Source organism: Paenibacillus sp. BGI2013 (assembly GCF_002843485.1).
Lineage (GTDB): Bacteria > Bacillota > Bacilli > Paenibacillales > Paenibacillaceae > Paenibacillus > Paenibacillus amylolyticus.
Genome location: NZ_PJFA01000001.1, coordinates 634,504 through 654,450 on the forward strand (window position 1 = coordinate 634,504; position 19,947 = coordinate 654,450).

The window sequence follows — 19,947 nt, forward strand, 5'->3', positions numbered from 1 at the left end:
CACGGGTTTGAAGAAAGGAGGGGGAGAGATTTGAATATCGGTTCCATGATAAAGGGGTTAATGGGAGACAGTAAGCCCGGCAATGCCAAACCGCTTGAATTAAAGGAAGGTCAGGTGGTTCGTGGCTCCGTCGTTAGTGTATCCGATGATGGGGGAGAAGCAGTTCTGCAGATTCAAGGTGTGCAAGTGCGCGCCAAGTTGGAGACTCCACTCCGTCCGGGTGAGACCACGTTGCTTCAAGTGCAGCCTCCAGGTGAAAATGGCATAACGGTAATGAAACCTATGACGGGTACACTTGCTGAGCTGCCACAAGCTTCGCTGAACAACCTGCTTAAGGATGTAGGACTGCCGGATACAAAAGGGAACCGGGAACTGTTACTTGCCATGCAGCGTAGCGGATTGCCTCTCACGAAGGATAATGTGGCTATGGTCCAGAATATGATGACTGCCAAACCTGCACAGGTCCCTGTGGAAGAATGGGTGCAGGCGACAGGAATTGCTTTTCAGCGTGGTCTTCCGGTTACGGCGGAAACAGTAAAAGGATTACACCAGACGGTGTTTGGCCCCCCTCTGCACCAGTTGTTAAGCGGGTTGGCTGACCAGTTGGAAACGATGCTGACTCAAACAACAGGTAAACCGCTATTGCCTGGAGAACAATCTGCTACGTTGAAACCAGCAGTCGTGGCTGGTGCACCTGTTGTACCGAATGCTTCACAGACGGAAGAAGGATTGGCTGTATCAGGCAATGGTCGTCAGGTGACTGGAACCGGAACACCTGCTTTGTCAACGCAACAAGGACAAGCGGCATTGGCAGGATCTATATCCATGACGGATGGCGGGGCAGAGGATGCAGGTACTGCGGTGAAAGGAAACGTGCAGACCGGCGGAGGCACAGGAAATGCTGAAGCCGGGGCAAAGGCAGTTGCCAGCAACGTTGAAACGGCTGGCAAAGGGGGCGCAGGTATTCCGTCTGGAACCGGAATACCTGGAGAGAGCTCGCGCTGGGCTGACGCGGGGCAGGCTGGGAGCCGCCCAGGTACATCGGGGGCGGCTACTGAATCTGTGGCTGGCCGTGTAAGTGCAGGCCAGCCTGAAACAGGCGCGGCCGGGCGGACTGACGGCCGCGCTGAAACGCCTGCTGCTGCAGGGACGCCGTCCGCAGCAGGCCAGGCGGCGCCAGCAGCGCCTACGGCAGCGCAGCTGGCGCCCAAGCTGCTGGCGCTGCTGGACGCCCTGCGCAGCGCGTCCACTGCCGCACCGGCACAGCCTGGTGCGGCAGCACAGGGCGCCCCTGCATCGCAGGGCGGCCAGGCGGCTGCGGTTGCCGGAGGCGTGCCGCAGCCGTTGCCAGCCGGCGCTGATGCGCCGCCGGCTGGCGGTAGTGCCGCAGCACCTGCGGGAGCTGCGGCAGTGCACGCGCCTGTCACCCACGAGGGGGACCCGTGGGTGGGGCGCGTGCTGAAGCTGCTCGGTGCGGAGCACGAGCAGCAGGCCGTTCACGGCGCGGCAGTGCAGCCGCGCGTGGGGGATGCGGCGAGTCCGGCAAATGCGGACACGCTGAAGGGCTTACTGCTGCAACTTGCCAGCAGCGAAGGTGCACCGGCGGCGCTTAAGGATGCCGCCGGACAGGCTGTGCAGTATCTGACAGGTCAGCAGTTATTGCTGACGACAGATCGCAGTGCTACTTTTGCACAGATGCACTGGTTTATTCCGATCACTGGACCGGACGGGGAAGAAACGGCGTCTGTCCAGATTCAATCACGTCGTGGATCTCGTGGAGAGCTGGATGCGTCCAACTGCCGTCTATGGTTTGATCTGGACATGAAAAGTCTTGGGCCTACTCTGGTAGATGTCCATGTGGTTAATAACATTGTCAGTCTGCGTGTATTAAATGATCGCGAAGGAATGGGACCGCTTCTGGAGAGCGGACGAGAGGTGATCCATCAGGCATTGGACAAGCTGGGCTATCAACTGCTGACCTTCAAGGCGGAACCGTGGCCTGCGGGCCAGGAGCCGGGCGCGGAACGAAAAACGCGGGCCTCGGACTATAGTCCTGAACGATACAAAGGGGTGGACTTGAAGGTATGAAAGACGAGTCGTCACAACCGGACCTGCTTTCCAAAAAGGCGGTTGCCCTAAAGTATGTCCCTGGAGAGAGTGAAGCACCTGTTGTTGTAGCCAAGGGGCGCGGCAAAGTGGCAGAAGCCATTCTGGATAAAGCCAGAGAAAACGGCGTGGCTGTTCAGGAGGATGCAGCACTTGTGGAGGTGCTCTCCAAGTTGGATCTGGATGAACAGATTCCGGCAGAACTGTATCAACTGGTCGCAGAGGTGCTAACGTACGTCTACCGTGCAGATCGCATGGCCTCAGGACGTGAGGAAAATGAGTCATGGTAGAACGTAGATTGGGTCAGGACCCAGGATTAAAGCTCACACGACAGCAGAAAGGCCGATTAGGTGAAGAGGCTGCCTGTCAATGGTTGCGAGAGCACGATTATCGGATCATTAGACAGAACTGGCGTTGCCGTAGCGGTGAGATTGACATCATTGCTTCCTACGAGGGCCTGATTGTCTTTGTGGAAGTAAGAAGCAGAAGTGGAGCCGCTCAGTACGGTACACCTCAGGAATCGGTTGATATGCGTAAAATGCAGCAGGTACGTTCAACCGCATCCGTATATTTGCAAATGACGGGAGAGACGGAACTTCAGATCCGTTTTGATGTAATTGCCGTAATGCTTGATCAAGCAGGAGAAATTGTCTCTGTGAATCATATTGTTAATGCTTTTTAAGAATTACATTCGAAGTTACTGCTGCATTAATCGATACGAATTGTATCTTTTTTAATATGAGTCGGTCAGTTATTTCGAAGTACAAGTTTAATTATGTTTTATCTTTGCATTCGTTTTAGTTTTAAAATTAGTTAATATATTAAAGCCTTAGTTCCTATTTATACAGGATCTGCGGCTTTTTTTGATTTAACTATGAAATCATTAAACAGAGGATAGAGCATTGATAATAAAATCATTGTATTTCAGAAATTTATAGATACAAAATGTATCATTTGTAATAAACTAAGAAAGTTGAATTTTAAAGAGAGGTTGGTGGGATGTATGAAAGAGCTTCAGAATACTTCGAACAACACAGTAAAACAAGTATGGGAGTGCCCTCGGATGGAAGTGCTGGATATCAGCGAGACCATGAACGGTGGACAGGGGATTTGGCAATATGTTTGGGACGGAGAATTCTGGAAGCTTGAGCTTATGGTCAGTTAATTTAAGAAGTTAAAGAGGAATGTTTGATCAATAAAATAAATGGTGAGGTGTAGTGAGAAGATGCAGACAAGTATCAAATGGATCATTCGACTAAGTACACTATCTTTATGTTTCATTTTGTTTGGAATCATGTATTCCGGAGTTTCTTATGCAGCCGATCCGTCTACACAGGCAAGTGTATCAGGTAAAGTTATTGATCGTCAGGGATTACCTGTCCAGAACGCTACTGTCAAGTATTGGCTTAATTATCGTGGGGATACGTCAGAGAAAAGCGTGAAGACGGATGGGAATGGACGGTATCATATTATAGAGTCCGTTGAAGACAATACGGACATTACTTTTGTAGTTGAAGCAGAGGGTTATGTGACGTACAGACACTATGGCTCCTACGGATTGTCCGGTGGAGAGCAAATACAACTTGATTTTCGTATTTATGAGCCATCCACGATTGTAGGAACAGTCAAAGATCAGGCAGGCAGACCGGTTCCAGATGCTCGTATAAAAGTAACAAGTGTCTTTGATCGTATAGTGAAAACTGATCAGCAAGGTCGATATGCGGTTACAGGAATTGATTACGCCTATAATCCGAACATTGCAATATGGGTAGATGCCGATGATTATATGTTATATGAACAGGATCGCTTGGGTGTCCGGGAGGGAGGAACCTTGAGAATGGATGTTGTTTTGGCAGAGGCGGCACACGTGCGGGGAAAAGTTGTAGATGAGTCGGGCAATCCAGTAAGTGGGGCTAAAGTTAATGCTGGAGGTTCGGCAACAACAGATGCTCAAGGCAACTATTTAATAAAGCGCGTACCAACAGGGGCTAGAACGATAACGGGAGAAGCAGCAGGATATCTAAAAACGAGCCTGAGCGTTACTCTTGTAAAAGGAGATCATAATACGTTTAATATCGTACTTAAGAAGGATGCAGATATTACACCTCCAGTAACCAAGTACAGATTAGTTCCTATTACAGATACTGTGAACGGGAAAATATACATCAAAGGATTTACATTCAGACTTCAGGCAACAGACGAAGTCAAAGGTTCGGGCGTAAAAACAACGCAATATCGAATTAACGGGGGAGAATGGAAAAACTATGAAGGACCCGTCAAGTTTTATGCCCCTGATGTCAAGGTGGTAGAGTACTATAGTACAGATGTTGCAGGTAACCAGGAGAAGTACAACAAAATGGATTTTATTAATGGCACATTTGAAGGGAATGGCACGTTTGAAGGGGAGAGTTACGACGATTGATTAATCGTTGATATGATATGTGAATCAATAACATGAGAATAAAAGACGGTTCTGACTTTATGATCCCTCGTGGTGAATCAAGATTCAGAGTCGTCTTTTCTGTTGGAATGACCCTAACGGTACTGACCTTTGCCTCCCCTTTGAATCTCGTGATCAGATGGGTGTATAATCAAGAAGGTAAACTGGTATTTTATTATGTCATAAAGAAATTATATTGAATGTACAAGGCCGCGAATCACTATTGCGGTTGCAAATGATTTTATAAACAGGAGGTACGGCCGATGAGTAAAGCTACGAAAACAACAAATGAAGTCAGAAATGCGATTCAAAACCGTCGTACGGTGAAAAAATTCAAAAAAGAAGCTGTTCCTACACAGCAGATTATAGAATTGCTGGATACGGCAGTCTGGGCTCCTAACCATAAACTGCGTGAACCTTGGAGATTTTTGTTGTTTACAGGGAATGGACGGAAGAAACTGGCTGAGGCTATTGATGCAGAAATGGGAGAAGACAACAAATTCTCACCCAATATTATGCAAGTTCCATCCGTTATGCTTGTTGTGCTGGAAGAAGATCCAAGACAGAATATCTGGGACGAAGACTTCGCTGCGGTTAGTGCATTGGTTCAAAACTTTATGCTTGCAGCCTGGAGTGAAGACATTGGAACGTTCTGGGTGACCAAGCCATTTTTGTACGCTCCCAAATTCCGCAAATCGCTTGGAATAGAGGCGGGAGAGAAGATTGTAGGCATGATTTATATGGGTTACCCTGATGTTATTCCTTCTGCCAAAGAACGCACACCAGCCAAGGACAAACTCACTCTTTTTGAATAATAAATTATTGTAGACCTTAGCTATATAAGATCCCCTTACGTTTACAGGGGAAATCCACGTACAAGTACCTTTCTTCACAGAAGAGAAGGGCTTGTACGTTTTTTTGTCATGTTGGCGTATCCGCATTATAAAATCTGCATAAGGAATCCTTCTCGATCTTCCTCTGCTGTTTACAGTTTCATGCCCATTTCACTGCCTTTGCGTAAATCGGCCTGTTCTTCCCTCCATATGCTTCTAAAATAGCTTCAAAATAAATTAAGATCCAATTGACGATACTGGATGGCTTCAGCCACATGAGCTGTCACAATTTCACCTTCATGGTCCAGATCGGCAATTGTCTGCGCCATCTTGATAATCCGATCATGTGCACGCATGCTCAGGTTTAACGTTTGCAGCGTTTGCTCTAACAGTTGCTCTGCCTCTTGGGGGAGATGGATCGTTCGTCGCAAAAGCGTGCCCGAAAGCTGGCTATTCCAACGGACTGAACTTTTGGCATAACGTGTAGCCTGAATTTGATGAGCGTGGATCACTTTTGCCTGCATTTCTTCAGAGGAAGGAGAAGCAGCAGACTTGCGCCACTCGCCTGGTGGAGGAACCTCAACCTGAAGATCAATGCGGTCCAGAAGTGGTCCTGAAATTTTGGCTCGGTACGCGGCAACACGGGCTGGACTACATATGCAGCGTTGCTCCTCCGAATGAGCGGACAAATATCCGCAGGGACAGGGATTCATGGAACATGCAAGCATAAACTGGGCCGGAAAGGTGAAAGCAGCCCGTGCCCGACTAATTGTCACTGTGCGATCCTCTAACGGTTGCCTTAATACCTCCAGCACTTGGCGCTGGAATTCAGGTAATTCATCCAGAAACAATATGCCCCGGTGGGCAAGGCTCACTTCACCCGGTTTTGGGATACCACCGCCTCCAATCAGACCAGAGGTGGATATCGTGTGGTGAGGGGAGCGAAAAGGTCTGTCTGCAATCAGGCCTTGAGGAGCTTCTTTCAATTTGCCTGCGGCACTTAATACTTTGGTGACTTCCAACGCTTCATCTTCTGACAAAGGAGGAAGGATGGAGGGTAGCCGTTTGATTAACATCGTTTTGCCCGTGCCTGGCGGTCCAACGAGCAATATGTTATGCATGCCTGCTGCTGCAATCATAAGCGCGCGTTTTACATGATGCTGCCCTAGAACATCACTATAGTCGTCTGCAAATAATGGTGTTTGTCTCGGCTTCCTATCCGCCATCTTATGAGTCTTATCAGTTATAGGAGCAGCGAGGTGTGCATAATTTTTCAACACGACTGGTCCTGCATTCGAATTGTTTGGTATTCCCACTGAACTAGAGGGTTGATCTGGGTTTTCCGGAGCAATATCCTGTAAATGACGAATGCCAAACACCTGGATACCTCGAATCAGTGACGCTTCCTCCACGTTATCCAAAGGTAGGAGCACGGACGTAAAGCCTTGCCGTTTGGCCAGATCCACCATGGATAAAATGCCCGGCACGGACCTGAGCGAACCGTCCAACGCCAGTTCGCCAACCACTAGTGTCCGTTCCTGGGGAGGAAGTACAAGCTGGCCGCTTGTCATAAGTAAACCAATAGCAATGGCTAGATCAAAGGAAGATCCTTCCTTGCGTAGATCAGCGGGGGCCAGATTGATTGTGATCCGCTGTAAAGGATACTGATACCCGCAGTTTTTAATCGCTGCACGGACACGTTCAACGGCCTCACGAATAGCTGAATCCGGTAAACCGATGATGGACGTCTGTGGCAGACCATTGGATAAATCAGTTTCCACCTCGATCAGAACGCCATCAATTCCGTACAAACACGCACTGTGTAATTTTCCGTACATAACAAAGAAACACCTCACTCGATTCTTGACTCCGCATAATACGGGCCAGTCTACGAATTAAGGTGCTTCCTCAGCTTCTATTAAGCATTTTATATAAAAGGAATCATGGAGTCAACCTGTCATTATCATTGCTGTAGTCATCTTTCCTGATCCCTGAATTTTATTTCTGGAAGGAAATCATTAAATTACTTTGGCCAAAATGGCTACGTATAAACTTTCATTATGTTTATTAAATTTGACCCGAGAAAGCGTGAATCTGTTCGATGGACTTATCTATTATTGTTGTTAAATCATGGGGATGAACTGCTGATTATCTTTATGTTTTACACAATCTAATTTATCATAATTAAATTGAATAGTAAAATCATTTGTGCTCAATTATTCTGTTTTTTTTCTATTTTGTGATAGTATAGATCTATAGTTCCTGTATTATTAGGAATAGATTGCACAATAGGCAGGTGAGAAAGACATATGCAGACTGACAGTTTGAAGCTGGATAACCAATTATGCTTTGCCATATATGCTTGTTCACGTGAGATTACGAAGATGTACCAGCCTTATCTGGAGGTACTTGGCGTAACGTATTCCCAGTATTTGGTGTTGATGGTTTTGTGGGAACGTGAAGAATGTACGGTTAAGGAGATCGGGGAGGCTCTCTATCTCGATTCGGGAACGTTGACACCACTTCTCAAACGTTTGCAGTCAGCAGGACTTATTAATCGCGAACGCTCGGCTCAGGACGAACGAAAAGTATTAATTACACTAACCGACTCGGGCCGTGAGTTGCGGAACAAGGCATTATCCATACCTGAATCCATTCAGGGAGATGCATGTTTGAACAGCACAGAGTTTGAAACATTGCTGGGTCAGTTCAAAGGATTGCTGGAGAAAGTTCACGAAACCAACACCAACGCAGCCAAAAAATAAAATCTAGTTTTACATCAAGGAAACCTCAGTTTTTATCTGGGGTTTTTTCCATATATACCCAAGCATTCACAATATGGGATCATACTCATATCAAAATACTGTCTATTAACCATTAGTTTTTTAAGGAAAGCGTTTTAAAAACGTGTTACAATGAATTGGGCTTGAGTGAAAATAGTCAACATTTGTCTTTTGTTAGTCTACCAACCCGCCTTGTTGCAGTCATGTTGATAGGAGGATTCGAGAATGAATATCCATGAATATCAAGGAAAAGAAGTACTGAAACAGTATGGAGTTACCGTTCCAAACGGAAAGGTTGCTTATACAGTCGATGAAGCGGTCGCGGCCGCTGAGGCATTGGGCAGTCCAGTGACTGTTGTCAAAGCACAGATTCACGCAGGTGGCCGGGGTAAAGCCGGCGGCGTAAAAGTGGCAAAGAGTACGGATGAAGTTCGTGCCTATGCTTCCGAAATTCTGGGCAAAGTATTGGTAACACACCAGACTGGACCAGAAGGTAAAGAAGTGAAACGTCTTCTGATTGAAGAAGGATGCGATATCCGCAAAGAGTATTATGTGGGTGTTGTTGTGGACCGTGCCACAGGCCGTGTAGTTATGATGGCTTCCGAAGAAGGCGGTACTGAGATTGAAGAAGTAGCTGAAGCTACACCTGAGAAAATTTTCAAAGAAATCATTGACCCTGCCATTGGATTGCAAGTGTTCCAGGCCCGTAAACTGGCCTACAGCATTAAGATTCCAAATGAACTGGTGAACAAAGCTGTTAAGTTCATGCTCGCGCTGTACACTGCATTTGTCGAAAAAGATTGCTCTATTGCAGAGATCAATCCTCTCGTTGTTACCGGAGATGGAAACGTTATCGCGCTAGATGCGAAATTAAACTTTGACTCCAACGCCCTGTTCCGTCACAAAGACATTTTGGAACTGCGTGACCTGGATGAAGAGGATGAAAAAGAAATCGAAGCTTCCAAATACGACCTCAGCTACATAGCACTTGATGGCAACATCGGCTGTATGGTCAATGGTGCGGGACTTGCGATGGCAACGATGGATATTATTAAATACTACGGTGGAGACCCGGCCAACTTCCTTGACGTTGGGGGCGGTGCAACAACAGAGAAGGTGACTGAAGCATTTAAGATCATCTTATCCGATGCCAAAGTAGCTGGGATCTTTGTTAACATCTTCGGTGGCATCATGCGCTGTGATGTTATCGCCAATGGTGTTGTTGAAGCCGCGAAGCAGCTTGGCCTGACCAAACCGCTGGTTGTTCGTCTTGAAGGAACTAACGTGGAGCTTGGCAAACGTATTCTGGGTGAATCTGGCCTGAATATCGTTCCTGCTGATTCCATGGCCGATGGTGCACAGAAAATTGTTGCCCTCGTAAAATAAGTTCATTCCTTAGTACCGGAGCTGTCCGGGAATTGAAAAATAACCGTAAGGATGTGAAGCAACGTGAGTATTTTGATCGATAAAAATACAAAAGTCATTACGCAAGGCATTACGGGTTCAACGGGAATGTTCCACACGAAGGGCGCATTGGACTACGGAACCCAGATGGTAGGCGGAGTTACACCGGGTAAAGGCGGAACTAATGTGGATATCACGTTGGAAGACGGTACAGTAGCTAGTCTGCCGGTGTTCAACACTGTGCAGGAAGCGAAGGAAGCTACAGGCGCAACAGCGAGCGTCATTTACGTTCCTCCTGCATTTGCAGCAGATTCCATTATGGAAGCTGTTGATGCTGAGCTGGACCTCGTGATCTGTATTACAGAAGGTATTCCGGTTCTTGACATGATCAAGGTTGACCGCTTCATGGAAGGTAAAGATACTGTCCTGATCGGACCAAACTGTCCAGGTGTCATTACACCAGGAGAATGTAAAATTGGTATCATGCCTGGTTACATCCATATGGCAGGGCACGTAGGCGTTGTTTCCCGTAGTGGAACACTTACCTATGAAGCCGTTCATCAACTGACGACACGTGGTATTGGACAATCTTCAGCTGTAGGAATCGGGGGAGACCCTGTAAAAGGCTCGGAGTTCATTGATATCCTCAAACGGTTCAATGAAGATCCACAGACTCATGCGGTCATCATGATTGGTGAGATTGGTGGTACAGCTGAAGAGGATGCTGCAGATTGGGTACGTGAAAACATGACCAAACCGGTTGTTGGCTTTATCGGTGGCGTAACAGCGCCTCCAGGCAAACGGATGGGCCATGCTGGCGCTATTATCTCTGGCGGTAAAGGTACAGCCAAAGAGAAAATTGCTAAGCTGGAATCATGTGGAATCAAAGTAGCACCAACTCCTGCTGAGATGGGTTCGACTTTGGTGAGTGTACTTGAGGAACGCGGTATTTTGAATTTGTGCACGACACATTAATTCTTTTTCGTTATAATAGAAGAAACGGCTCGGAAATGATTTATTTCTGGTAGACCGACTATTATGGTTACGGAAAAGGTAAGCAACCTTTTGTCCTTGAACAGGGCGAAGGGTTGCTTTTTTGCGTTTTTTTTACGGGAAAAGGGGGAGGAATTGTCTCTCATCTGCGTAAACGCTTGCATTCCGTGGTCACTTAACACACAATATGAGGGAAGATCTCTTCCCGCTTTGGGAGGTTTATGGTATGGAAGAAAGATGGATCTTGTTTGGGTTACATGAGATGGAGGGCATTGGCAAGAAAACAATCTCGAAACTGATTCTGGGACAACATGAATTACCCGAACTATTGAATTATGGGGAAAGCGACTGGGTCGCAGCAGGCTTGCGCAAAGATCAAGCTGCACGCTTGGCTAGCCAATTTACTATCGACTGGATCGAGAGTAAAAGAGAACACGTTTACAATCAGGGGATAGAGGTTATTACTTATCTGGATCAGAAATATCCCATATTAATGAAGGAAACCGTTCAGCCTCCCTGGGTAATGTATGCTCGAGGGGATATTAGTTTGCTACACAATTCGTCTATTGCCATGGTAGGAACTCGTATGCCAACGGTGTATGGGCGCAAAGTTGGAGAAAAGCTGGCAGAGCAATTATGCAATGCAGGACTGACGATTGTAAGCGGGCTTGCCCGTGGTATTGATAGCGTATGTCATGAGGCAGTACTACGTGCTAAAGGAAAAACGATTGCAGTATTCGGAACAGGGATTGATAATATATACCCACCCGAAAATACAAGCCTCGCTGAACGAATCGCGGAGACGGGGCTGCTTTTGTCGGAATATCCACCAGGTACGAGAGCACGCCAAGGATTATTTCCGGAACGGAATCGAATCATTGCTGGTCTGACACTGGGAACATTGGTTGTTGAGGCTGACATTCGCAGTGGTTCACTCATTACAGCAGATGCTGCACTTGAAGCAGGCAGGGATGTATTTGCAGTCCCTGGACCGATTACATCGCCGAAAAGTCGGGGAGCACACAATCTTATCCGTCAAGGGGCTAAATTGGTCACTTGTGCAGCAGATGTATTGGAAGAGTATCGATTGGGCTTGCCAAATGCAGAACAACTTCCTTACAATAGAGGACGTTCGACCGTAACAACCGAGCTTTCCGGGCGAGGGATATTCGCTGAGGTTAAGCTCTCTCCAGATGAACAACGTGTGATTTATCTGTTGGAACAGGGAGAACAATCATTGGATCAAATGGTTGAGCTGCTTGGTTGGGATTTTGGACATTTGCATTCAGTTCTGTTATCTTTAATCATAAAAAAGCAGATTAGCCAATTACCAGGCACTAAATACGCGAGGGTATGACCAAGCTACAACCTACGTAGTGCGTGGAAATATATAATTAGCAGAAGTTATTAACTATGCATAAGCTTACAGAAACAGTTTCATGACAGTTTCATGACTGAGAGGAGGATGAACCTATGGCGGATGCACTCGTAATCGTGGAGTCGCCCTCAAAGGCGAAGACGATAGGCAAATATTTAGGCAGCAAGTTCATCGTAAAAGCTTCGATGGGGCATATTCGCGATTTGCCAAAGAGTCAGATTGGCGTTGAGGTAGAGAATGATTTTAATCCGAAATATATTACGATCCGCGGCAAAGGTTCAATTTTGAAAGAACTGAAGGATGCACGGAAGAAAGTGAAAAAAGTGTATCTCGCAGCTGACCCGGATCGCGAAGGTGAGGCTATCGCATGGCATTTGGCCCATGCCCTTGAACTGGACGATACGGCAGATTGCCGGGTAGTATTTAATGAAATTACAAAACAGGCGGTCAAAGATGCGTTCAAAACGCCGCGGAAAATCAATATGGATTTGGTTAACGCGCAGCAGGCAAGACGTATTCTGGATCGGCTCGTTGGATATAAAATTAGTCCGTTATTATGGAAGAAAGTGAAAAAAGGTTTGTCTGCAGGCCGGGTTCAGTCCGTGGCTGTTAAAATCATTTTAGATCGTGAAAATGAAATTGATGATTTTGAGCCGGAAGAATACTGGAGCATTACCGCCAAGCTGACAGCAGACGGCAATCCGTTTGAAGCCAAGTTTCATAAACTGAACGGGGCCAAAACAGAGCTGGGCAGTGAAGCGGAAGTGCAAGCGATCCTGAAACAGATCGAAGGTGCAGACTTTACGATCAAGGAAGTTAAAGAGAAAGAACGGAGCCGTAACCCTTCCGCCCCGTTTACGACAAGTTCGCTGCAACAGGAAGCGGCGCGTAAATTGAATTTCAGAGCTTCCAAGACGATGTCGGTCGCCCAACAACTATATGAAGGTGTAGACCTTGGAAAAGAAGGCACAGTAGGTCTCATCACGTATATGCGTACGGACTCCACACGAATTGCGGCATCTGCACAAGAAGAAGCCAAAGAATATATCGTTGGTAAGTATGGTGAGCCATTTGCACCTGAGACTCCACGAAACTATTCCAAAAAAGCAGCTAATGCTCAGGATGCGCATGAAGCGATTCGTCCAACTTCAATTTTGCGTGACCCTGACTCAATCAAGTCATTCATGAGTCGCGATCAGTTCCGGTTGTATAAACTGGTATGGGAACGTTTTGTAGCGAGCCAAATGTCTTCGGCTATCTTGGATACACTCTCTGTAGATATTGCTGCGGGGGACACCATTTTCCGTGCAGCAGGTTCGAAGGTACGATTCCAAGGTTTCATGAAGGTATATGTTGAAGGAAACGACGATGGTACAACCGATGAAGATCGTCTGTTGCCCCCGTTGAAAAGTGGAGATGTGCTTGAGAAGCAGGAGATTGAGCCAAAACAGCATTTTACACAACCGCCACCACGATATACGGAGGCAAGGTTGGTTAAGACGCTTGAGGAATTGGGTATAGGGCGTCCGAGTACATATGCGCCAACACTGGAGACCATTCAGAAGCGCGGATATGTTGCAATTGAGGAAAAGAAATTCATGCCGACCGAGCTGGGTGAACTGGTCATCGAACAGATGGAAGAGTTTTTCCCTGAAATCCTGAATGTAGAGTTTACCGCGAACATGGAAGGTGATCTTGACCATGTGGAGGAAGGTTCGGAGGATTGGGTCAAAGTACTCGCAGAATTCTATGAATCTTTTGAGAAACGCCTTGAGTTTGCGGAAGAAGAAATGAAAGAAATCGAGATTGAAGACGAAGTATCCGATGAGATCTGTGAGAAGTGCGGCAAACCGCTGGTTTATAAACTCGGACGTTTTGGCAAGTTTCTTGCGTGCTCGGGCTTCCCTGATTGCCGGAATACCAAACCGATTATCAAGGATATCGGCGTGACTTGTCCGAAGTGTAAGGAAGGTCATGTTGTTGAGCGTCGTAGCAAAAAAGGACGTATTTTCTACGGTTGTGACAAATATCCTGAATGTGATTTTGTCTCATGGGACAGACCTTCAGCCAAACCATGTCCAAGTTGCGGATCGCTAATGATTGAAAAGCGGAACAAAAAGGGAGCACGATTGCAGTGTACTTCATGTGATCATCAGGAGCCGGTGGATGAACCGGATGACGAATCAGCAGATTAGTATATATGTGAATCAATACAATTATAGTGAAATATGAAATTGCTTTATGGGGGTAAATGATTTTGACGAATGAACAACAAGTAACCGTTATTGGTGCCGGGCTGGCAGGAACAGAAGCGGCCTGGCAGATTGCAAGTCGCGGCGTACGCGTAAAATTATACGAGATGAGACCTGTTGTGAAAACGCCAGCCCATCATACGGATAAATTTGCAGAACTGGTATGTAGCAACTCGCTGCGTGCGAATGGATTGACCAATGCAGTAGGTGTGTTAAAAGAAGAAATGAGAATGCTCAATTCTCTTGTATTGTCAGCAGCAGACAAACATGCAGTTCCCGCAGGTGGGGCGCTTGCTGTGGACCGGGATGGATTTTCAGGTGAGATTACATCCACGTTGCACCAGCATCCGCTCATCGAAGTGGTGAATGAGGAATTAACTTCTCTGCCGGAAGATGGTATCGTTGTTGTGGCAACGGGTCCGTTGACTTCACCGGCATTGTCTGAGCAAATCAAGGCACTAATGGGTGAAGAATATTTCTACTTCTATGATGCAGCAGCACCGATCATCGAAAAAGATTCAATTGATATGAATAAAGTGTATCTGGCTTCCCGTTATGATAAGGGTGAAGCGGCATATCTGAACTGTCCGATGACAGAAGAAGAGTTTGATGTCTTCTATGAAGCTCTCATTACTGCTGAGGTTGCTCAATTAAAAGAGTTTGAGAAAGAAATCTACTTTGAAGGCTGTATGCCAATCGAAGTGATGATGAAACGCGGGAAACAGACGGCTCTGTTTGGTCCAATGAAACCGGTAGGTCTGGTTAACCCTCATACAGGAGAGTTGCCACATGCGGTTGTTCAGCTTAGACAGGACAATGCAGCTGGAACCCTGTATAACTTGGTGGGCTTCCAGACGCATCTGAAATGGGGAGAACAGAAACGTGTCTTTTCCCTTATTCCTGGACTTGAAAATGCAGAGTTCGTTCGTTATGGCGTAATGCACCGTAATACATTTATTAACTCTCCTAAACTGCTTCTTCCGACGTATCAGTTTAAAGAGCGTCCAAACCTGTTCTTTGCAGGTCAGATGACGGGTGTAGAAGGATATGTGGAATCTGCTGCATCAGGGCTTATTGCCGGCATGAACGCAGCCAAAGCAGCACTTGGGCAGGAACTGGTGGTATTGCCAGTAGAAACAACACTTGGCAGTATGGCTCAGTATATTACAACTGCTGACTTCAAGCACTTCCAACCAATGAACGCAAACTTTGGTTTGTTGCCGAAGCTTGAAACAAAGATTCGTAACAAAAAGGAAAAAAATGAAGCTCTTGCACAGCGTGCACTGGATGGCATTACTAGTTTTGCTGCGGCAGAAGGTCTAACTGTTCCGGAACGCGTATAAATTATTCGTGGGAGGATGCTGATATCATGGATATGTCATTTCATGCTACAACGATCTGTGCTGTTCGTCATAATGGTAAGGCTGCAATCGCAGGAGATGGTCAGGTGACCATGGGCCAAAGTGTTGTGATGAAGAATACAGCCAAGAAGGTAAGACGTTTGTACCGCGGACAGGTTGTTGCTGGCTTTGCTGGTTCTGTGGCGGATGCGATCACCCTGTTTGAGAAATTCGAAGGTAAGCTCGAGGAGCACCATGGTAACTTGCAACGTGCTGCTGTAGAGCTTGCCAAGGATTGGCGTCAGGATCGGATCTTGCGTAAGCTTGAGGCACTGTTGATTGTGATGGACAAATCAGGTATGCTGCTCATTTCAGGCGGCGGGGAGATAATTGAACCGGATGATGACGTTATTGCTATCGGATCAGGTGGAAACTTTGCCTTATCTGCTGCGCGTGCGTTGAAACGTCATGCAGTAAACCTGGAAGCGAAAGATATTGCGCGTGAATCACTTCAGATTGCCTCGGAGCTATGTGTATATACCAATAATAATATTATTGTAGAAGAGTTATAAGCCAAAGAAATCTCCCGTAGTGGAGCATGATTCTGTAATCTGCTCCAGGACGTCTAGGGGATTCTTTGTCCTTGTTAGGAAAAATAAATTCAACATACTGGTAGGAGGGAAGCAATATGAATACTCAAGCGTTAACACCGAGACAGATTGTTGCAGAGCTTGACAAGTATATTGTAGGTCAAAAGAAAGCTAAAAAATCGGTAGCTGTAGCCCTTCGTAATCGATATCGGCGTAGCCTTTTGCCTGAGCACACTCAGGACGACATTGTGCCTAAAAATATCTTGATGATTGGACCTACCGGTGTGGGTAAAACGGAAATCGCCCGTCGCCTTGCTAAACTGGTAGGTGCGCCATTTGTGAAAGTGGAAGCTACCAAGTTCACTGAAGTAGGTTACGTTGGCCGTGACGTTGAATCGATGGTGCGTGATCTGATTGAGACATCACTGCGGATGGTGAAGCTGGAGCGGACTGAAAAAGTGAAGGACAAAGCTGAAGAAGCTGCCAATGAGCGAATTGTACATATTTTGGCTCCTTCACAGTCTAAGTCCAAGAGTCAGCGTAATCCCTTTGAGATGATCTTTGGTAATAATGGCAACAACGTTCAGGAACAGGATGAGCCAGAACCAGATACCGGGGTTGCCGAACGCCGCCGTAAGATCAAGTTTGATCTGTTGTCCGGCAAGTTGGAGGATGACATCATTGAGATTGATGTCGAAGACACTGCGCCTAACATGATGGACATGTTTGCTGGTCAAGGTAATGATCAGATGGGCATGAACATGCAGGAGATGTTTGGTAGCTTGTTGCCTCGTCGTACGAAAAAGCGCAAGCTCGCTATCAAAGAAGCTCGCAAAGTGTTGATCCAGGAAGAAGCAGGCAAATTGATCGATATGGATGATGTTACACAAGAGTCCATTCGCCGGGCGGAGCAGACAGGTATCATTTTCATAGATGAAATCGACAAGGTTGCCAGTCAAGGACGCGGTAGTGGACCCGATGTATCCCGTGAGGGTGTGCAACGTGACATTCTGCCTATCGTAGAGGGCTCTACAGTGATGACGAAATATGGCCCTGTCAAAACGGATTATATTCTGTTTATGGCAGCTGGCGCATTCCATGTCGCCAAACCCTCTGATTTGATTCCTGAGCTTCAGGGACGCTTCCCAATTCGTGTGGAACTAAGCAGTCTAACACTGGAGGAGTTTGTATCCATTCTGACTGAACCCCAAAATGCACTGACCAAGCAGTATGTTGATCTGTTGCGCACAGAGAATATTGAGATTGAGTTCTCGGATGAGGCTATTCGCGAGATTGCCAAATTGGCTGAATCCGTCAATCAAAATACAGAAAATATAGGTGCACGTCGATTGCATACGATTCTTGAGAAGCTTTTGGAGGATTTATCCTTTGAGGCACCTGAGCTTACACTGGAACGTATGGTGATTACTCCGGAGTATGTCCGGGAGAAATTAAATGATATTGCGCTTGATCGTGATTTGAGTCAGTATATCCTGTAACATGCGGCTGCGGCTAGTAATGTAGTTGTTAAAATGATGTTATAAATGAACGGTATGCAAGAGAGTAGAGAACATTTGTGTGATCGACAAAGGGAAGCGATCCTTTAACGAATCACAAAGGCCCTCTTACTTAACGCATATCGTTTATTTTTGTTTCTATCTAAAGGATTTTGATGTTACAACCGATAAAAGATGTGTGGTTGTTATACGGATCGACAAAACCTAGGACTTGTGCCGCATGTATCCGGAGTTAAAACCTATCGGAGTGGTAGTTATTCTTCCATTCCATACCCAATGATTCCCATTAAAAGAATTTTCCTTATTCCAAGTCTGGTCATCGGTTTAGTCGACAGATTGGTAAATGTTGCGTAAATGCGCAAAATGATGAATTGTTGAAAAGTTTGAAGCCACTAATTGTTTTCTTAAAATTAAAATATATAGACCCCACTGAATTGTTAAGAAAGTGTTGTGTGGGCAAGACGAGTTTTCTTTATTCTTGAAAGATAATTTGTCAATTGATTAATATACAGCTTTGTATGTATACCTATCATATTGTCCTTAAACCCTTAGTATGACGGCAAAAAATTCTAACATTATCAACTATGAAATATTCGGAAATATACATAATTACGGGCGTTATAAGCTCATGCTGAGACTCGAAATTTTTTTTTTATTTTAAGAATGTTAAAGAACAATAAGGGAGAGTATTAACATACTTTTGTTTTGGGCCCGAACATTTACGAAAAAATTCATAATTTGCAGAAAATACACAAAAAGCCCCGTCTTTCAGAAAAGATAGGGCTTTTTTCTTATTGTAATAAATCCCAAACTCGAAGAAACTTATGTTATACGACAACATCAGAGTTAATTCTACTTAAGTCCTAGAAAACCGTGTAAAGACGAATGTTTTTGTCGAAAAAAACATAAGAATTTTCAAGGGAAAAGATACAATCTTTTTCCATAACTTCTAAAGAGAGGAGGGGGATTGTGAATCTTTTAAACGATATCAGCTTTAAAAGATTGCAAGGTGCACTCGATGCGTCCAATATCAGACAACGAACAATTGCTGACAACATCGCGAACGCCGATACCCCGTATTTCAAGCGCTCGGACGTTTCTTTTGAAGAAATGTTGCAAGGGCAAATGAATGGAGATATGCCTGTTCTTAAGGGTAAAGTAACTGATGCAAGGCATTTTGTCATAGGTCCTTCCTCTTCCGTACCCACGCCAGTAGTTAATATGGACCAGTCAACCTCCATGAATAACAACGAAAACAATGTCGATATAGACAGAGAAATGAGTCTTCTGGCGGAGAATCAGTTACGTTATAACGCTTATATTCAGCAAGTGAATGAACAAATTAAAATCATGCGTGTTGGCGTGGAAGGGAGATAACCTAAATTGAACATTAGTAATAGTTTTAGTATCAGTAGCTCAGCTCTGACAGCCCAACGGTTGCGGATGGACGTTATATCTTCCAACATTGCCAACGCAGAGACTACGCGCGCGAGCGTATCCAATGGTGAAGCGGTCCCTTACAAACGTAAAATGGTTGTGCTTGAGCCGAATAAAACGTCATTTGGTACGATGCTGCAAAATCAGATGAGAGGTAGCGGTTCAGGAGATGGCGTAAGAGTAACGGAGATTCGCGAGGATCAGTCACCTCTGAAACCTGTGTATGACCCTTCTCATCCGGATGCAAACGCAGAAGGATATGTATTTATGCCTAATGTGGATATTGCGAAAGAAATGGTCGACATGATCTCTGCTTCGCGTTCCTATGAAGCAAACGTAACAGCACTGAATTCAACCAAAGCGATGATCTCCAAAGCTTTGGAGATTGGAAGATAATCTGCTTAAAAATGAAAATAAGAAAAATACAAACCAGGATGAAGGGGAGGGACATTAATGATTCAGAACAACATGTTTAGCACACAGGGGATACAACCGCTACAGATGAAGAGTGCAACCGAAAGTAAGCCTTCTACACCAGCCGAAACCATTCAGAGCTTCGGTACATACTTACAGAATGCATTAGGGTCCGTTGCAGCACAGGAGGCTCAATCGCATGAAATGTCGAATCAATTTTTGGTCGGCAAAGCGAATGTGGATCAAGTGATGATTGCTTCAGAACAGGCCTTGTTAAGCCTACAACTCACAACTCAAGTCCGAAACAAAGTGGTCGAAGCATACCAAGAAGTTATGCGAACGCAGTTATAGAATAACCTACTTGCGCTTCGATAATAGCGCTGATCATTACAACAAAGCAGCTGCGATGCTGCTCCTGATCGTCAACCTATGAAACGGTTTGGGTTGAGTAAGGACAGAC

Annotated in this window: 18 protein-coding genes; 17 read left to right on the forward strand and 1 reads right to left on the reverse strand. The window is 45.8% G+C overall.

Features of this window, described 5'->3' with window-relative positions:
* The first annotated feature begins 30 nt into the window (after positions 1-30).
* From CXK86_RS02800 to CXK86_RS02820, 6 genes are all read left to right on the forward strand, one after another.
* Entirely contained in the window at positions 31-2,088 is a 2,058-nt protein-coding gene (locus CXK86_RS02800; RefSeq protein WP_076249827.1) for a hypothetical protein, read from the forward strand.
* Positions 2,085-2,396, forward strand: a complete 312-nt coding sequence (locus tag CXK86_RS02805; RefSeq protein WP_036609395.1) for an EscU/YscU/HrcU family type III secretion system export apparatus switch protein — start codon at positions 2,085-2,087, stop codon at positions 2,394-2,396. Before CXK86_RS02800 ends, CXK86_RS02805 begins: the two co-directional genes overlap by 4 nt.
* Positions 2,390-2,788: a YraN family protein gene (locus tag CXK86_RS02810; RefSeq protein ID WP_076249826.1), complete on the forward strand. Its 399-nt coding sequence runs from the start codon at positions 2,390-2,392 to the stop codon at positions 2,786-2,788. The genes CXK86_RS02805 and CXK86_RS02810 overlap by 7 nt, the downstream gene beginning before the upstream one ends.
* A 321-nt stretch (positions 2,789-3,109) precedes the next feature.
* Complete coding sequence (locus CXK86_RS31805) at positions 3,110-3,271, forward strand: paeninodin family lasso peptide (RefSeq protein WP_139331839.1); 162 nt, start codon at positions 3,110-3,112, stop codon at positions 3,269-3,271.
* Positions 3,272-3,331: 60 nt separating this feature from the next.
* The gene (locus CXK86_RS02815; RefSeq protein ID WP_076249825.1) at positions 3,332-4,528 is read left to right on the forward strand and encodes a carboxypeptidase-like regulatory domain-containing protein; all 1,197 of its coding nucleotides are present in this window, start codon (positions 3,332-3,334) and stop codon (positions 4,526-4,528) included.
* A 281-nt stretch (positions 4,529-4,809) separates the two neighbouring features.
* The gene (locus CXK86_RS02820) at positions 4,810-5,361 is read left to right on the forward strand and encodes a nitroreductase family protein (protein ID WP_076249824.1); all 552 of its coding nucleotides are present in this window, start codon (positions 4,810-4,812) and stop codon (positions 5,359-5,361) included.
* A 245-nt stretch (positions 5,362-5,606) separates the two neighbouring features.
* On the opposite strand, the gene CXK86_RS02825 is transcribed toward CXK86_RS02820, so the two are convergent.
* Positions 5,607-7,217 carry a YifB family Mg chelatase-like AAA ATPase gene (locus CXK86_RS02825; protein ID WP_076249823.1) on the reverse strand — a complete coding sequence of 537 codons (1,611 nt, stop codon included), beginning with the start codon at positions 7,215-7,217 and terminating at the stop codon, positions 5,607-5,609.
* A gap of 471 nt (positions 7,218-7,688) precedes the next feature.
* Between CXK86_RS02825 and CXK86_RS02830 the strand changes: the two genes are divergently transcribed.
* The 11 genes from CXK86_RS02830 to fliE all read left to right on the forward strand — a co-directional run bounded on the left by CXK86_RS02830 (position 7,689) and on the right by fliE (position 19,838).
* Positions 7,689-8,144 (forward strand): MarR family winged helix-turn-helix transcriptional regulator, encoded by a 456-nt coding sequence (locus CXK86_RS02830; RefSeq protein ID WP_036609387.1) that lies wholly within the window; start codon positions 7,689-7,691, stop codon positions 8,142-8,144.
* Between the two features lie 243 nt (positions 8,145-8,387).
* Positions 8,388-9,548, forward strand: coding sequence for an ADP-forming succinate--CoA ligase subunit beta (sucC, locus tag CXK86_RS02835; protein ID WP_036609384.1), 1,161 nt, complete (start codon positions 8,388-8,390; stop codon positions 9,546-9,548).
* Positions 9,549-9,611: 63 nt separating this feature from the next.
* Entirely contained in the window at positions 9,612-10,541 is a 930-nt protein-coding gene (sucD, locus tag CXK86_RS02840) for a succinate--CoA ligase subunit alpha (RefSeq protein ID WP_074094556.1), read from the forward strand.
* Between the two features lie 244 nt (positions 10,542-10,785).
* Positions 10,786-11,916, forward strand: a complete 1,131-nt coding sequence (gene dprA / locus CXK86_RS02850) for a DNA-processing protein DprA (protein WP_076249821.1) — start codon at positions 10,786-10,788, stop codon at positions 11,914-11,916.
* 116 nt (positions 11,917-12,032) lie between these two features.
* A complete protein-coding gene (topA, locus tag CXK86_RS02855; RefSeq protein ID WP_047842473.1) occupies positions 12,033-14,132 on the forward strand; it encodes a type I DNA topoisomerase in 2,100 nt (699 codons plus the stop codon).
* A gap of 56 nt (positions 14,133-14,188) precedes the next feature.
* Positions 14,189-15,532, forward strand: a complete 1,344-nt coding sequence (gene trmFO, locus CXK86_RS02860; RefSeq protein ID WP_370511405.1) for an FADH(2)-oxidizing methylenetetrahydrofolate--tRNA-(uracil(54)-C(5))-methyltransferase TrmFO — start codon at positions 14,189-14,191, stop codon at positions 15,530-15,532.
* A 26-nt stretch (positions 15,533-15,558) separates the two neighbouring features.
* Positions 15,559-16,101 (forward strand): ATP-dependent protease subunit HslV, encoded by a 543-nt coding sequence (hslV, locus tag CXK86_RS02865; RefSeq protein ID WP_017689194.1) that lies wholly within the window; start codon positions 15,559-15,561, stop codon positions 16,099-16,101.
* Between the two features lie 116 nt (positions 16,102-16,217).
* Entirely contained in the window at positions 16,218-17,618 is a 1,401-nt protein-coding gene (gene hslU / locus CXK86_RS02870; protein ID WP_047842474.1) for an ATP-dependent protease ATPase subunit HslU, read from the forward strand.
* A 987-nt stretch (positions 17,619-18,605) separates the two neighbouring features.
* Positions 18,606-19,013 (forward strand): flagellar basal body rod protein FlgB, encoded by a 408-nt coding sequence (flgB, locus tag CXK86_RS02875; protein WP_036670359.1) that lies wholly within the window; start codon positions 18,606-18,608, stop codon positions 19,011-19,013.
* Between the two features lie 6 nt (positions 19,014-19,019).
* On the forward strand, positions 19,020-19,469 hold the full coding sequence (flgC, locus tag CXK86_RS02880; RefSeq protein ID WP_017689191.1) for a flagellar basal body rod protein FlgC: 450 nt from the start codon (positions 19,020-19,022) through the stop codon (positions 19,467-19,469).
* 57 nt (positions 19,470-19,526) lie between these two features.
* Positions 19,527-19,838: a flagellar hook-basal body complex protein FliE gene (gene fliE / locus CXK86_RS02885; protein WP_017689190.1), complete on the forward strand. Its 312-nt coding sequence runs from the start codon at positions 19,527-19,529 to the stop codon at positions 19,836-19,838.
* The last annotated feature ends 109 nt before the right edge of the window (positions 19,839-19,947 follow it).